Origin of the sequence: Pseudothermotoga hypogea DSM 11164 = NBRC 106472, from assembly GCF_000816145.1 — a bacterium.
GTDB lineage: Bacteria > Thermotogota > Thermotogae > Thermotogales > DSM-5069 > Pseudothermotoga_A > Pseudothermotoga_A hypogea.
Genome location: NZ_CP007141.1, coordinates 539,739 through 554,383, shown reverse-complemented (window position 1 = coordinate 554,383; position 14,645 = coordinate 539,739). Strand labels below are relative to the sequence as shown.

Below are 14,645 nucleotides of genomic sequence, written 5' to 3'. Positions count from 1 at the left end.
TGAGACTGTGTTGACGTTACTGAGGAGGATCGAAAGTATCGAGGACCGAGAGAGTTTCATCCCGCATGGCGAGATAGAACAACTGTTGAATGAGACGAAGAATCCTGACACAGAACTGATACGAGAAATCGTTGAGAAATCGTTGCAAAAGGAACGACTCACACCCAAAGAGACAGCCACGCTCTTGAACGCAGAAAAGCCAGAGCAGATCGAACTCATATTTCAAGCGGCGAGAAAGTTGAAAGAGGAGATCTACGGCAACAGGATCGTTCTCTTCGCACCGCTTTACATTGGGAATCAGTGCATCAACAACTGTTCGTACTGCGGTTTCAGGGCCGAGAACACGCAGGTGATCAGAAAGACATTGAGCGAAGAAGAGCTCGAAGCAGAACTTCACGCGCTCACCTCAAAGGGCCACAAGAGGCTGATCGTTGTCTTTGGAGAACATCCCATGTATTCACCGACCTTCATAGCCAAGACGATCGAGAAGATATACAGTTACAAGAATGGACATGGTGAGATAAGGCGTGTGAACGTGAACGCCGCACCTCAGACGATTGAAGGTTACAGGATCATAAAGCAGGTGGGTATAGGCACCTTCCAGATCTTCCAAGAGACTTATCATCTGCCCACCTACAAGAAGTACCATCTGAAAGGTCCGAAGGCTTCCTATATGTACAGGCTCTTTGGTCTGGACAGAGCCATGCTTGCCGGCATAGACGATGTGGGTATAGGTGCTCTTTTCGGACTCTACGATTGGAAATTCGAAGTGATGGGGCTCATGTACCACACAAAACATTTAGAAGAAAGGTTCGGCGTAGGACCACACACCATCTCCTTTCCGAGGATCGAGCCAGCAGTGAACACACCTCTCGCCCAGAGGCCACCCAAACCCGTGAGCGATGAAGAATTCAAACGTTTGATAGCGATCATAAGGCTGTCCGTTCCCTACACCGGCATGATTCTGACCGCCAGAGAAAGCCCTGACATAAGACGAGAAGGTCTGAGGCTCGGGGTATCTCAGATAGATGCCGGTTCGAGCATAGGTGTTGGTTCCTATTCGAATCAGGATCCAGAAACGATCAAAAAGAGCCAGTTCATCTTGGGTGACACCAGATCTCTGGACGAGGTGATGAGAGAGCTCGCTCAAAACGGTTACATACCGTCCTTCTGTACAGCGTGTTACAGGGCCGGCAGAACGGGTCAACACTTCATGGAGTTCGCGATACCAGGTTTCGTGAAGGAGTTCTGCACACCGAATGCCTTGTTGACGTTCAAAGAGTATCTGATCGATTACGCTTCGGAGGAGACAAAAAGGATAGGGGAAAGGCTCATCGAAAGCGAACTCAAGAAGATGCCGGAGGAAAGAAGAAAGGTTGTGGAAAAGCTTTTGCAAAAACTGGAGGCGGGAGAAAGGGATGTCAGACTGTGAAAAACTTCTGGAGAAGATCGCGGAACGTTTCGGGTGCAAAGTCTGGGTGTGTGAGAAGATTGGAAAAAGGATCTCTCACATTCCAGGCCTGAAAGCAGGAGAGGAAAGGTTTCTTCCACCGATGGTGGGGTTTGAAGATGAAAAGTACGTCGTGTTCGTTCAGGCAGACGAAATGAGCGATCAACTCAAAGACATGTGTGAGAAGGTGATCGAGTGTGTACGGAGTGATCGAAAAGATCGTACACCACCCCGAAAAGGTGACTCTTGAAGAGATCGCTTGGATACTGGCAAACGACGAGCTGAATGAGCAACTTTTCGCAGTTGCCGACGAAGTCAGACGAAAATATTTGGGCAAAGAGGTATATCTTCGTGGCATCATAGAGTTTTCCAATTACTGCAGGAACGATTGTTTGTACTGTGGCATCAGATCGTCCAACAAGAACGTCAAACGTTATAGAATGAGCGTCGAGGAGATCGTCGAACGTGCGAGGCTTATTGCGCAGATGGGTATAAAAACCGTGGTGCTCCAGTCCGGGGAGGATCCTTATTACACGAGAGAAATGATCGGTGAAATGGTAACGAGGATCAAGAAATTCAACGTCGCGATAACGCTTTCCGTTGGAGAGAGAGAGTTCGATGAGTATGCGTACTGGAAAGAACTTGGAGCAGATCGCTACCTGATGCGCCACGAGACGGCGGACGAAGAGCTCTACAGAAAACTGCATCCAAACGATTCTTTTGAGAACCGCAAGGCACACTTGCTGAAACTCAAGCAGCTCGGCTACGAAACTGGCGCAGGTTCCATGGTGGGACTTCCCGGTCAGGACGATTTCTCCTTAGCGAAAGACGTTTTGTTTGTGTACCAGCTCGATGCGGACATGGTGGGTATCGGTCCGTTCATACCCCATCCTGACACACCTTTGGCCGAATGTAAAGCGGGCGAACTGACGAAAACGCTCAAACTCATTGCACTCACGAGACTGTTCTTACCGGATGCAAACATTCCTGCCACCACGGCGCTGGGAACCATCCACCCCTTCGGTAGGCAACTCGCACTGAAGTGTGGTGCGAACGTGATCATGCCGAACTTCACTCCCTCACCCTACCGGGCACAGTATGCACTCTATCCCAACAAGATATGCATCTTCGAGAACGATGTCGCGTGTGGCGAGTGCACGAAAAACTTAGTCAGATCAGTTGGTTACGAGGTCAGCGAAGATTTTGGATACAGGAGGAAGGCTCATGAACGTACCTCATGCAGGCTTTAGGAAATACATAGCGATCGTTGGTAGGAGGAACGTTGGGAAATCGTCTTTGATCAACGCGATCGTTGGTCAAGACGTGGCGATCGTCAGCGATGTTCCAGGAACAACCACAGATCCCGTTTACAAAACTCTCGAGTTGCACCCTTTGGGTCCGGTGACGCTCATCGACACACCGGGTCTGGACGACGAAGGTTTTCTCGGTGAAAAGAGAGTTGAAAGGGCCAAGAGAAGCCTGTACCGCGCGGACGCCGCCATTCTCGTTGTTGACGATGTGCCAACCGAACATGAACGTTTCGCCGTAAATCTGCTGAGGCAACTCGAGATACCATTCATCATCGCCATCAACAAATTGGATCTGAAGAACAATTTAAGAGACGCATACATTGATTTTGGCGTGCCGATCGTCGAAGTCTCTGCCAAAACGAAAACGAACATAGAAACTCTCATCAAAACCGTTTGCGATATCTTGCCGGAGGAAGAGCCCAGACCAATGCTCGCTCACCTCATCGGCGAATACAGAACAGTCGTGCTTGTAGTGCCCATAGACACCGCTGCACCGAAAGGAAGACTCATCATGCCGCAGGTTGAAGCGATAAGGGAAACGATCGATCATGCCGCGACGGCAGTGGTTACAAGGGACACGGAGCTTGCGCAAACTCTGGAAAAAGTGAACTTCAAAGTCGATCTGGTGGTGACCGACTCACAGGCGATAATGAGGGTTGAAAAGATCGTGCCAAAGCAGATCCCACTCACCACGTTTTCAATTCTCGAATCCGCAAGCAAAGGCGATGTGAAGCAGTTTTTGGAAGGAATCGATGCCCTCAAGAATCTGAAAGACGGTGACACGGTAGCCATCGTTGAGGCGTGCTCACACGTTCCGACGTGCGACGACATAGGTAGAGTCAAGATCCCCCGTTGGATCTCCGAAAAAGTCAAGCTCGAGCTTGAATACAGGTTTTTCGCTGGCAAGGAATTTCCAGAGGTCGAGCAACTTTCAAACTGCAAGCTGATGATACATTGTGGTGGGTGTGTGCTGAACAGAACAGCATTCATGAGACGTATGAGGCTGGCAAAGAGACTGAACATTCCTGTCGTGAACTACGGCATGCTCATATCCCACCTTCACGGCGTGCTGGAGAGAGTCGTAGAACCAATCCTCAAGAAGCAAGGATAGTTTCGATCTGTCTCGTCACATCTTCACTGAGTTTCTCTTTCACCTCTACAGCCTTGATATTTTCTTCGAACTGCTCCAGTTTCGAAACACCGAGTATGACGCTCGAAACGTTCTTGTTCTTCAAAATCCACGCGATCGAAAGCTGCGCGAGTGTACAATCCAACTCTTTCGCAAGGTCTCTGAGTTTCAACAGTTTCGAGAAAGTCTTTTCACTGAGAAGTCCAGTTTCCTCGAACCTCTTCCTCAAAAATTCGTACCTTGCGAGTCGTGAATCAGTCGGTATGCCCTCAAGATACTTGCCGCTCAGCAGTCCAGACGCAAGGGGACTGAACGTCGTCAGGCCCATGCCATATTTTTCGTACAGGGGTGCGTACTCTTTCTCCACTCTCTCCCTCACGAGCAAGTTGTACTGAGGTTGTTCCACGATGGGGGGAATACAGTTCAGCTTTTTTGCGGTTTCATGTGCCTCTTCTATCTGCTGGGCACTCCATTCGGATGTTCCCCAGTACAGAGCCAGTCCACTTCTCAGTATCTGATCCATCGTCCAGACGATCTCTTCCATGGGCACTTCCGGATCCGGTCTGTGACAATAAAGTATGTCAACGTAGTCCATTTGCAATCTCTTGAGTGAGGCCCACGTGCCCTCCAGTAGATGCTTCCTGGAGAGTCCGCGATCGTTCGGTCCGTTTCCACCCCAAAAGATTTTCGTGGACACGACAAGGTCAGATCTTCTGAAATCCTTCAATATTTCACCGAGCATGGCTTCAGCAATTCCACCCGCATAAGCCTCAGCGGTGTCGAAGAAGTTGATGCCGGCATCGAAGGCTTTTTTCACCAGTATCTTTGCAGAGTCCAGATCGAGCTGATTTCCAAAGGTGATCCAGCTTCCAAGAGAAAGTTCGCTGATTTTGATGCCCCATTTTCCAACCTTTCTGTATTCCATGTGAAAAACCTCCTTCAACTGGCAATCGGTTCAAAACAATTATACAATATCTAATTGTAGAATCTAAACGTGCTGGAGGTGGAGACTTGTCAGACATCGTGTATTGGTTGGTTGTTCTATGTACGGTCGGCACGGTCACATTCGCGTGGGGAGTTTTCCTCAACCAAGTGTTGCACAAACGAACGAAGTTGGACGAAGAGTACGAAAAGTTTGAAGAGCGGATCCTCGAGTTGATGGGCCAGTTCCGTCACATGTCCGCTGTGAGGTTACAGATGCTCGATCGGAAAGTAGAAGAACTGAGAAAACTCATCAAACAGGCCAATTCGCTGTACAGTCAACTGTGCGTTCGTGAAACAGAGCTGATGAACTCTTTCGGCAATGTTGATCAAGAGCGAGTCGAAAACCCAGTTGAAACGAAGCAGCCACACAAGGAACCCGAACCTGTGAAAGAAGTCAGACGGGTCGAGAACAGCCAGGAAGATTCAGACCTTTCCATCGAGCGAAAAATCTTGCTCATGTATCAGGAAGGTAAGGACGAGCATCAAATCGCGAAGGAACTGAACATGGGGGTAGGCGAGGTCAATCTCGTTCTTTCGCTTTTCCGTTTCCGGAGTGATTCATACCAATGACCTTGAGGAAAGCATCAACAACTCTCGGATCAAGGACCGTTCCGCTCATCTGCTCGATCATTTCGATGGCCTCTTCTTTGCTGTAAGCCTTTCGGTAGGGCCTATCGCTGGTCAGGGCCTCATAGATGTCCGCTATTGCTATGATCCTTGAAGGTAGAGGAATCTGTTCACCCGAAAGACCGTCCGGATAACCCAGTCCATCCCACCGTTCGTGATGATGCCGAACCCACTTAGCCTCTTCGCGCAAGCCTTTGACGCTCTTGAGCAACTGTTCCGATTTCGTTGGGTGAGTCTTGATGACCTCAAACTCGGAATCTGACAATTTTTCAGGTTTTCCGAGGATGTAATCGGGAATACCTATCTTGCCCACATCGTGAAGTGTGCACGCCATCTTTATCCTCTCACAGAGCTTCTCGCTCAAACCCAGAGCTTTGGCTATTCTGTAAGCCAGTTCCGCGGCCCGCTCGCTGTGACCACTCGTGTAAGAATCTCTCATCTCGAGGCTTTTTGCCATGAGCTTGAGCTTGTCCAGCTTGGACTGCTCATACTCGTTTCTGAACATGTTTCCAACTTGTATCGCGGTGAGTATGGCAAACACTAATGGGATCGCTGAGATACCGACCAATTCGTACAACAGGTAAGAGACGGCGACGAGAGGAAGCATGAGTGAGGCGCTCAAGAGCGGACTTTTCGTTGCGAGTTTCAAACTGGTCAAGATACCGACGTTCCCAGTAAAATACACAGCAAAGGTTGATTGAATTGCGTTCAGAAGCATGTAGACTGATCCGGCCAGCAACACGAGCCACATGTTCGTTATCAAGCTTTCAGTCTTCAACGTTTCGTAGGTCACCAGTGCAACGAACGTGCTCAGACCTATCTGAGAGACGTTGAAAAGATAACTCGTCAGCCGTTTGCTCTTCACAAGAAACAATCCTGCGAAGATCACTGAGGCTGTGGCTATCAGCATGGCTGAAGCGTTTTCAAGAACGACCGCTGCTAAAACGTTGATCAACATACCGCCAGTGATCCTCACCTGGGATTTCACGTTAGTGTTTATCCAAAAACCGATCGCTTCTGAGGCGAGCCCAAAGGCGAGGAACAACAGGAAGCTCCAACCGAACTGCGCGGGACGGTTCAGATAAAGGACCGTAATCGAGAGAACATAGAGCGCGAACAGCGACGTCGAATAATACAGAAAAGCCTTCTTCACACCATCAACTCCGCTTGTTCCTGCCGGGGAGCCTCTCAAATCGTCACCAGACCTCGATGTTACCAACCGCAGAGATCAACATCGCCAAGAAGCTTCCTGCGATGAGCAGAATTCTCCACAGTTTCTTCATGGCCATCCCCCCTCACCCAGTCTTTTTTGACCGGCTCCGCTTTCCCTCCGCTGAGGGGACAGCCCCGGCAGGAATTTTCATTCCAAAGCCTGTGCTAACCTGTTGACGATCTCTTTAACCCCTCTTCTTGTCAACGCAGAATAAGGAATCACTTCGCTACCAAACTCGTCTGAAAAGTATTGTACCACTTTTTTCAATTGAGCTTCACTCAACTTATCTGTCTTACTCAGAACGATGAGCAGATTCAAACCATAGTACTCACAGTATTCTACGAAAATCTTATCACTTTCCTGAGCCGTGAGTCTACTGTCAACGAGCAAAACGCTGAGCTTGATCTCATCCTTTCTGAGCGAGAAGTAATTCTCGATCAGTTTCTTCCATTGCTGTCTTTCCGCCTTCGAGACTGCCGCGTAACCGTATCCGGGCAGGTCCACGAAGTAATATCGTTCGTTGACCAAATAAAAATTGATCGTTCTGGTTTTGCCAGGAGTCTTACTCACCTTGGCGAGCTTCTGGTTGAAAAGGATGTTCAGAAGCGTCGATTTTCCAACGTTCGACCTTCCGGCGAAACACACCTCGCCCTCGAGCGGCTGCGGAAACTGTTCAACGCTGCGAGCTGCAATCAAAAATCTTGCCGATCCCACAAGCACGAATCTCTCACCGCCTGCTCGATGTTGTCTATGAGTATTATCTCAACGTTCCTCAAAACTCCCTTCGGAAGCTTCACCAAATCTTTCTCGTTCGACTTTGGGAGTAACACGCGTTGGATGTTGTGCCTGTGCGCTGCCAGTATTTTTTCTTTCACACCTCCGACTCCCAGAACTTTTCCCCTGAGAGTGATCTCTCCCGTCATTGCAGTATCGCTTCTCACCTTTTTCCTGAGCACACTCGAGATGATTGCGACACTCATCGTCACCCCGGCCGAAGGACCATCCTTCGGTACCGCACCTTCAGGAACGTTTATATGAATGTCGCTGTTTTCGAAGATGTCTTTTGCGTCCGGTCCACAGAAGGCTCTCGCAACGCTCAGTGCGATCCTGGCGGATTCCTTCATCGTTTCTCCGAGTCTTCCAGTGAGTATGAGATTTCCTTTCCCTGGCATCAAAGCGCACTCGACCAGCACGAGTGCACCTCCGTACTCGGTCCAAGCAAGACCTTGAACGGCACCAACCTCCGGTTCTGAGAGAGCGTGAAGATCCATGTTTCTTTCCGGACCGAGTATCTTGCTCAGGCCGCGCACGTTCACAACGAATCTGTCTCGCCCCTGTTCCAGGCCCAACACCGCCGTCCTGACCACTTTTTCCAGATTTCTTGTGAGCTGCCTCACACCAGCTTCTCTTGTGTAGGAACGGATGATCTTCATTATCGCTGCATCGCTCATCTTGAATACTTTCTCATCGACGTTGTGCTCCGAAAGAATCTTCGGAAGGATGTAATTTTCCCCTATCACGAACTTCTCCTGCTCGGTGTAGCTCTCGATCTCTATGATTTCCATCCTGTCCAGGAGTGCAGGTGGTATCGTGTATGTCATATTCGCCGTGGTGATGAAGAGAACCTGTGACAGGTCGAAGGGCAACTCGATGTAGTGATCGACGAACTCTTTGTTCTGCTCTGGGTCGAGGATTTCCAAGAGCGCGGCTGCGGGATCGCCCTGAAAGCTCACCGCAAGTTTATCTATCTCGTCGAGCAGCATCACGGGGTTCTTACACTGTGCAGACCTGATGAGTTGAATGATTCGACCTGGCATGGCACCAACATAGGTGCGTCTGTGGCCCTTGATCTCGGCTTCGTCTCTCAAGCCTCCGAGCGACATTCTCACGAATTTTCTGTTCAAAGCCTGTGCCACTGCACGGCCCAAGGAAGTTTTACCGACACCGGGTGGGCCGACCAGACACAGTATGGGAGCTTTCGCGTTCTTGCTTCTCTTTCTCACAGCGAGGAACTCGAGGATCCTCTGTTTCGGCTCGGTTAATCCAAAATGACTCTCCTCGAGCACCCGTTGGGCGTAACGAAAATCGTCGTTCTCTTGCACCACAGTCTCCCAGGGCAGGTTCAAGATCCAGTCCAAATAGGATCTCACGACCGTTGCTTCGGCAGAATACGGTGACATTCTTTCCAGCCTTTGAATCTCCAGAAGAGCCTTCTGATGAACGTGATCTGGAAGCTTGAGGGAGGCGAGTTTCTGTCTCAACTGTGTTGCCTCGCTGTCCTTTTCGCCGAGTTCCTCGCTGATCGCTCTGAGCTTTTCTCTCAAAAAGAATTCTTTCTGTGTTTCCTCTATACGTTTTCTGACCTTGCTATCGAGCTGGTGTTCGATTTCGAGCAGTTCGTTCTCTCTTATCAAGATTTCCAGAATCTTTTCCAGTCTCTTAGTGGGGTGAATCTCTTCCAGCAAGAGTTGTTTCTCGTCGTTGGAGATCGTTAGTAGCGAAGCAACGAGGTCTGAGAGTTTGTCCGCATCGTCCACGCGAAGTATGCCCTCGATCATCTCAGGGGAGTATCTCTGAGTGTAGCGAGCGTACTTCAGGAAGTTGTCACGAACGCTCCTGATCAACGCTTCAATCTTTTTGCTCTTCCTGTATTTGCTCCTCCGCAGTTCTATCTCCACCAGGAGTGGCTGTTCCTGAGCGATGTTCTTTACGCGTGCGCGTACCTTTCCCTCAAGCAAGACTCTGAAACTTCCATCGGGCAGATGCACAGCCTGAAGTACAGTGCACACGGTGGCGGTGTTCGACAACGTGGCTTGAATTTCCATCGAAGCGTCCTTCTGGTAAGCGATGAGGACGTATTTGTTGTACGATTCAATCGAGACTTCAAGTGCGCTCAGCATTTCTTCAGACGTCACATGCACGGGTACGACGGTCTGTGGAAAAACTACCGGCCCGCCAATGAGCCTGACGAACGGCACGATCTTCGGTATGGATTTCTCACCAGTGGTTTCCTTGGCCAGTCTTTCGAGTTTCTCAAACTTGCGCAACTTCTAACCACCTCTTTGATAGTTCTGCCAACAAGCTTTCGTTTTGTGCCTCTACTGAAACGATCCTTCCATTCTCACAGAAATCGAAAGTGATCTTGATCTCTTCACCACTCCAAAACGTATCGATCCTGTCTGCCCATTCGACGAAAACAATCCCGTCTCTTTTCTCCAAGATCTCTTCCAACTCCATCAGCACTTCGACATCTCTGTCTATCCTGTACAGATCGATGTGATAGACCCTCACCCTCCCTTCGTAAACGTTCACGAGGGAAAACGTCGGGCTACGCACCTGTGTTGGGTCCAACCCCAACTTCGATGAACAGTGCTTGACGAAGCTCGTCTTGCCAGAACCAAGCTCTCCGACGAGCAAGACGACCACACCAGGCTCAAGAAGATCGGCAAAAACTTCCGCCAACTTGGCGAAAGCCTTTTTCTCGAGACAGCCGAAGATTCGCCTCATCTAAGTTTTCGCAACCTTCTCGATTATTTTGAGCACACTCGAGTGAACTTTGCCGTTGCTGAAGAGATACTCCCCGCTCGACAGGTTCGCGGGTCTACCCTGCAGATCACTGACGCACCCACCGGCTTCTGGAACAATCAACAACACGGGTGCCACATCCCAAGGGTTGGCTCGTTTTGCGACGAAGAAGTCGAACCGTCCACACGCTACGTAAGATGCCGCGAGAACAGCACTTCCAACCATGCGCATCCTCCGCACGTGTTTCTCTATGGCGTTTATGAAGTGTCCCGTGAAGCCAACGTAAAAACCAACGTTTCCTATCGATTCTTTGAGTGTGGTTTTCTCTGAGACGCTGATCCTCTCACCATTTTTGTACGCCCCTCCGTTTCTGACGGCATAAAAAGTTTCGTTCAGAACAGGGTCGTGAACGACACCAAGCAAAATGTTGCCACCTTCAGAATACGCTATACCTACTGCGAAAGAAGGCAAACCATGCACGAAGTTCATCGTTCCGTCTATGGGATCGACTATCCAGAGCTTCTGACCCGTCTCAAAGTGATCTTCTTCGGCAAGTACAGCCTCTTTTGGAAAATGTCTTTCGATCTCGCTCAAGATCATCTGCTGAGCGTGTTTGTCGCAGTCACTAACAATATCCTGAAAAGAACTCTTTTCCTTCACGTTCAATGCGTTGCCCCAGTGTTGCAACAGATAGAACCCCACTCTTCGGGCAAGTTTTATCGCGAAATCAAGCCTGTCCAAAAAAACCGCCTCCCACGAAAGAATAAGGGGTCCGTTAGGACCCCGTTGGTGGGTGCGGCAGGGATTGAACCTACGACCTCTTCCTCGTCAAGGAAGCGCTCTCCCACTGAGCTACGCACCCACGCATTTAAATATTACCACAGCGAAGTTGAAGATGCAAGTACCTTTTTCATCAAGACCGTTTTTGCACCACAGTTTAACTGTTGTGAAACCAATCTCGAAGGAAAGACGATGCTATAATTTTATGGAAAACAAAATCATGAGAAGATCATTTTGGAGGTGTGTGTATGAAATCCATTAGAGGAAGAATTTTATTTTGGTTCCTAACAACGACTCTGGTGCTTCTCGCAATTTTGGGTTTGTTTATTTATTTTCAAACGCAGAACACCGTGCTCCCACTCACTCAGGAGTTGGCCTTGCAGGTTGTGGATGGGAACGCTCGCATGGTCTCAGAATGGTTGAGCGGTCGTTCGTTCGAGCTTAAGTCGATCGCGATGGGACTGGAAAGCATGGTGGCGATAAAGATATTGCAGCAAAAAGATGTGGTAGCTGGTACTCTCTACTCGATAGCTCTGCAACTGTCGAGCAAGCTCAAGGAAAGAAAAGATGTGTTCGACACTTATTTCGTGGCGGATTACCGTGAGGGATTGCTCTACGAAACTGACGGAGCGAGCGTGGTCTCCTCGAGTGCGAAAGAAAGGGAATTCTACAAAAAGATCATCGAAGAAGCGCAGGATTCCTTCATGGGTGAGCTGCGCGTGTCTGAGTTAACGAAACGGCCCGTCTTCATCATCGCACACAAGGTCGTCGACTCTTTTGGTGACGTCGTGGGTGTCTTCGGTGCGACGATTCCGTTGGAGAGTTTGTCCAAGATGGTCTCGCGCATCGCGATGGGTGAGGTAGGTTACGGCTGGATAGTGGATGGTACAGGCTTAGTGTTGGCACACCCTGAGCGCTCCATGGTGGGTCAATTCAACGTCTTGAATAGCTCCCAGGCTGGGTACAAGGGATTGGAAGAACTCGCGTCGAAGATGGTGAAGGGTCAGCAGGGTTTTGGAACTATTCTCGCACCTGATGGCAAAAGACTGTTCCTCGCCTTCACACCCATCCCAGCTACACCCAACTGGACGTTGGGATTGGCGATAGCGGAATCGGAACTGTTCGCAAGGGCAAATAGAATGATCTTCATGGTCCTGATAGTTTTGCTGATCATCGTCGGTATGATCGTTCTGGTGTCGTTCATCGTTGGCCAGAGCATATCCAAGCCGATCAAATCTTTAGCACAGTCCGTTCAGAAGTTCGGTTCCGGCGATCTCACAGTCGAGTTCTCCGTTAAAGCGAGGGACGAGACTTCACAAATGGCTTCGGCGCTCAAGGACATGGCTCAGTCTTTGAGGAGTTCTCTCAATCTCACCAAGAGTTCCGCGTCGGAACTGGATAGATTCTCCAGCATGCTCGAGAGCGTCGCCAAGGAGAGTGAACGACTCGCAACCATGTTGAGTGAGCAGGCGGATCAACTCAACAAGAACGTTCAAAACGTGTCTGCTTCCATGCAACAAGTAGGCTCAGGCGTTGAAGAAGTTGCGGCGAGCGCACAGAACGTTTCGAAATCGGCGCAACAGCTGAGTGAAAGATCAGAGAGAGTTTCCAAAGCCGCAAAAGAAGGCGAGCAAGCCGTCGAGAAAATAGTTCAAATAGTGAATTCCGCAAAGCAGATGGCGAGTTCCACGGTACAAACTGTTGGTAAGCTCGCCGAAGATGCGCAGAACGTCGCAATGGTTGTCGAGACCATAAACGCGATCGCCGAACAGACGAACTTGCTGGCGCTGAACGCAGCGATCGAAGCTGCCAGAGCCGGTGAGGCAGGAAGAGGTTTTGCCGTGGTCGCCGACGAGATAAGAAAGCTCGCAGAACAGAGTAAAGAGGCAACAGGTAACATAGCCAACATACTCAAGAAGATCCAGCAGGGTGCGAAGGAAGCGGACGAGAAAACGAGTGAAACGGCAAAAGTTGTGGACGAAGCCGCGAACCAAGCAACGGCAGTCGGTGGGAAGTTGAAGGACATACTCTCAGAGGTCGAATCGATGGCCAGCATGGTGGAATCGACCGCCGCGAGTGCACAGGAACAGAGTGCGGCGGCCGAGGAAATGGCCAGCGCTGTCGACGGTGCCACGAAGGCGATCGCTGACATAGCGGCGAGGCTCGAAGAGATGGTGAAAGGCGTCAAGAGACAGGCAGAGCTGGTGGTTCAGAATCGTCAGATAGGCGATGAACTCAAGCAGATATCGCACAAACTTCTGGAATCGCTCGAGAAGTTCAAGCTTTGATGATAGAATTCTTGTACGAAAGCGCCGCGACTGCGGCGCTTTTGCATTTTTTCGGTTTGATGATCTTCGCATTGAAATACCAGTTTTTAAGCGATGACTATAGTATAATTCGCATGTGAGAAGAGTTGGGAACTGGGGATTGACCGAATGAGGCAGATCTTCATCAGTGACCTACACATAGGTGATGGTTCGGCAAAAGATGATTTCGAGTTCGACGAGGAACTCATCGATCTACTTGAACACTTCTCAACGCAACCAGACGTCGAGTTGATCATCGTTGGAGACGGGTTGGAACTGCTCGAGAGCCGTGCGGTCAAGGATTTTGGCCTGACATCGTTCGATGTTCTGGTCTCTTCGCTGGATGGAACGGTTCTATCGAACATAGAGAGTAGGCATCCAAGGCTCTTTGAAAGCTTCAGAAAGTTTTCAAAACAGCACAGGATCATCTACGTCGTGGGAAACCACGATTACTATGTGCTCGGCAATCAGAGACTGAAAGATGAGCTGCGAAACTTGCTCAGATGCGAGGTGATGCCTTACTATTACAACGAAGACGCTGGGCTTCTCGCAATGCATGGAAACCAGTTCGATCTCATCAACAAGTTTTCGAAGGACGGCGATGGGACCATTGTTCCTCCGCTTGGTGATTACATGACCAGGTACATGATGTTCCACTTCGACGAGTACCTCGAATCTTTGGTTCCAGCCGAGATCCTATCAGACTACGACAACGTCAGGCCAAGCCTCGACGTGTTCCACTGGTTCGAACGGGTGCAGGAAGTTTACGATCTGGGAGTGGACATTCTCGAACTGTGGGTAGGTGCGTTCCTCAAGATGATGCAGACCGCCGAGGCACGCATTTGGATGAAGAAGAATTTCCCGCGCCTGAGGTGTCTTTCGAAGGTTTTTCTGAACAAATGGGGTGGAATAACGCTCGGTTCTCTCTTGGTCAGGGCTGTCATGAAAATTCGAGGAATGCGTCGTAGCGATTATCTCTTCAGAAAAGCGAAGAGGTTGTTCAGGGAAAAAGCTTTGACGGCCGACGAGCTAATAGGTTATACCGATGGGGAACTCCGTTTGCCAGAGTTGAACGTCGTAGTTTTTGGTCACATACACCATCACGCCTTTCGTGTGGTTCCAGTGAAAGGACAGAACAAATTCTACATAAACTGCGGTACCTGGAGGCCAGTTGTCGAGAAGGTCAATGGCAGAAAGAAGTATGGCTTTCAGAAAAAGGCGGAGCTCTTCTACGCGATCGTTTCGGTTCCGAGGAGCGGAGATCTGGATATCACGACGAACGTGAAGAACAAGACCAGTAAGAGCAAATTCCTGTGAGGTG

The 14,645-nt window shown here is 49.7% G+C and carries 13 protein-coding genes and 1 tRNA gene; 7 read left to right on the top strand and 7 right to left on the bottom strand.

Annotation, left to right across the window (positions count from 1 at the left end):
* Positions 1-7: 7 nt before the first annotated feature.
* The 4 genes from hydG to hydF are packed head-to-tail and all read left to right on the top strand — an operon-like array spanning position 8 to position 3,871.
* Entirely contained in the window at positions 8-1,432 is a 1,425-nt protein-coding gene (gene hydG / locus AJ81_RS02885) for a [FeFe] hydrogenase H-cluster radical SAM maturase HydG (RefSeq protein WP_407636273.1), read from the top strand.
* Entirely contained in the window at positions 1,419-1,700 is a 282-nt protein-coding gene (locus tag AJ81_RS10860; RefSeq protein ID WP_031503900.1) for a hypothetical protein, read from the top strand. Before hydG ends, AJ81_RS10860 begins: the two co-directional genes overlap by 14 nt.
* Complete coding sequence (gene hydE, locus AJ81_RS02875; protein WP_051368802.1) at positions 1,648-2,700, top strand: [FeFe] hydrogenase H-cluster radical SAM maturase HydE; 1,053 nt, start codon at positions 1,648-1,650, stop codon at positions 2,698-2,700. Before AJ81_RS10860 ends, hydE begins: the two co-directional genes overlap by 53 nt.
* Positions 2,675-3,871 (top strand): [FeFe] hydrogenase H-cluster maturation GTPase HydF, encoded by a 1,197-nt coding sequence (gene hydF, locus AJ81_RS02870; RefSeq protein WP_031503898.1) that lies wholly within the window; start codon positions 2,675-2,677, stop codon positions 3,869-3,871. Before hydE ends, hydF begins: the two co-directional genes overlap by 26 nt.
* Here hydF and AJ81_RS02865 read toward each other — a convergent pair.
* Entirely contained in the window at positions 3,855-4,814 is a 960-nt protein-coding gene (locus AJ81_RS02865) for a potassium channel beta subunit family protein (protein ID WP_031503896.1), read from the bottom strand. The two genes, hydF and AJ81_RS02865, sit on opposite strands and share 17 nt — an antisense overlap.
* An 86-nt stretch (positions 4,815-4,900) precedes the next feature.
* Between AJ81_RS02865 and AJ81_RS02860 the strand changes: the two genes are divergently transcribed.
* The gene (locus AJ81_RS02860; protein ID WP_051368803.1) at positions 4,901-5,443 is read left to right on the top strand and encodes a DUF6115 domain-containing protein; all 543 of its coding nucleotides are present in this window, start codon (positions 4,901-4,903) and stop codon (positions 5,441-5,443) included.
* Here AJ81_RS02860 and AJ81_RS02855 read toward each other — a convergent pair.
* The 6 genes from AJ81_RS02855 to AJ81_RS02830 form a co-directional block, all read right to left on the bottom strand.
* On the bottom strand, positions 5,394-6,653 hold the full coding sequence (locus tag AJ81_RS02855) for an HD-GYP domain-containing protein (RefSeq protein WP_031503891.1): 1,260 nt from the start codon (positions 6,651-6,653) through the stop codon (positions 5,394-5,396). The two genes, AJ81_RS02860 and AJ81_RS02855, sit on opposite strands and share 50 nt — an antisense overlap.
* Positions 6,654-6,860: 207 nt before the next feature.
* Positions 6,861-7,433: a ribosome biogenesis GTP-binding protein YihA/YsxC gene (gene yihA, locus AJ81_RS02850; protein ID WP_051368804.1), complete on the bottom strand. Its 573-nt coding sequence runs from the start codon at positions 7,431-7,433 to the stop codon at positions 6,861-6,863.
* Entirely contained in the window at positions 7,406-9,760 is a 2,355-nt protein-coding gene (lon, locus tag AJ81_RS02845) for an endopeptidase La (protein ID WP_031503887.1), read from the bottom strand. Before lon ends, yihA begins: the two co-directional genes overlap by 28 nt.
* The gene (tsaE, locus tag AJ81_RS02840; protein ID WP_031503885.1) at positions 9,747-10,220 is read right to left on the bottom strand and encodes a tRNA (adenosine(37)-N6)-threonylcarbamoyltransferase complex ATPase subunit type 1 TsaE; all 474 of its coding nucleotides are present in this window, start codon (positions 10,218-10,220) and stop codon (positions 9,747-9,749) included. Before tsaE ends, lon begins: the two co-directional genes overlap by 14 nt.
* Positions 10,221-10,979 (bottom strand): inositol monophosphatase family protein, encoded by a 759-nt coding sequence (locus tag AJ81_RS02835; RefSeq protein WP_031503883.1) that lies wholly within the window; start codon positions 10,977-10,979, stop codon positions 10,221-10,223.
* 46 nt (positions 10,980-11,025) lie between these two features.
* Positions 11,026-11,100, bottom strand: a tRNA-Val gene (locus AJ81_RS02830).
* 166 nt (positions 11,101-11,266) lie between these two features.
* Between AJ81_RS02830 and AJ81_RS02825 the strand changes: the two genes are divergently transcribed.
* Together AJ81_RS02825 and AJ81_RS02820 are read left to right on the top strand one after the other, a co-directional pair.
* On the top strand, positions 11,267-13,306 hold the full coding sequence (locus AJ81_RS02825; RefSeq protein WP_031503881.1) for a methyl-accepting chemotaxis protein: 2,040 nt from the start codon (positions 11,267-11,269) through the stop codon (positions 13,304-13,306).
* Positions 13,307-13,453: 147 nt separating this feature from the next.
* The gene (locus AJ81_RS02820; RefSeq protein ID WP_096325178.1) at positions 13,454-14,641 is read left to right on the top strand and encodes a metallophosphoesterase; all 1,188 of its coding nucleotides are present in this window, start codon (positions 13,454-13,456) and stop codon (positions 14,639-14,641) included.
* Positions 14,642-14,645: the final 4 nt, after the last annotated feature.

Excerpts from the sequence above, each read along its gene's own strand:
- AJ81_RS02865 (WP_031503896.1), bottom strand. The coding sequence starts at position 4,814 with ATGGAATACAGAAAGGTTGGAAAATGGGGCATCAAAATCAGCGAACTT.
- tsaE (WP_031503885.1), bottom strand. The coding sequence starts at position 10,220 with ATGAGGCGAATCTTCGGCTGTCTCGAGAAAAAGGCTTTCGCCAAGTTG.
- hydF (WP_031503898.1), top strand. The coding sequence starts at position 2,675 with ATGAACGTACCTCATGCAGGCTTTAGGAAATACATAGCGATCGTTGGT.
- AJ81_RS10860 (WP_031503900.1), top strand. The coding sequence starts at position 1,419 with ATGTCAGACTGTGAAAAACTTCTGGAGAAGATCGCGGAACGTTTCGGG.
- AJ81_RS02825 (WP_031503881.1), top strand. The coding sequence starts at position 11,267 with ATGAAATCCATTAGAGGAAGAATTTTATTTTGGTTCCTAACAACGACT.
- AJ81_RS02820 (WP_096325178.1), top strand. The coding sequence starts at position 13,454 with ATGAGGCAGATCTTCATCAGTGACCTACACATAGGTGATGGTTCGGCA.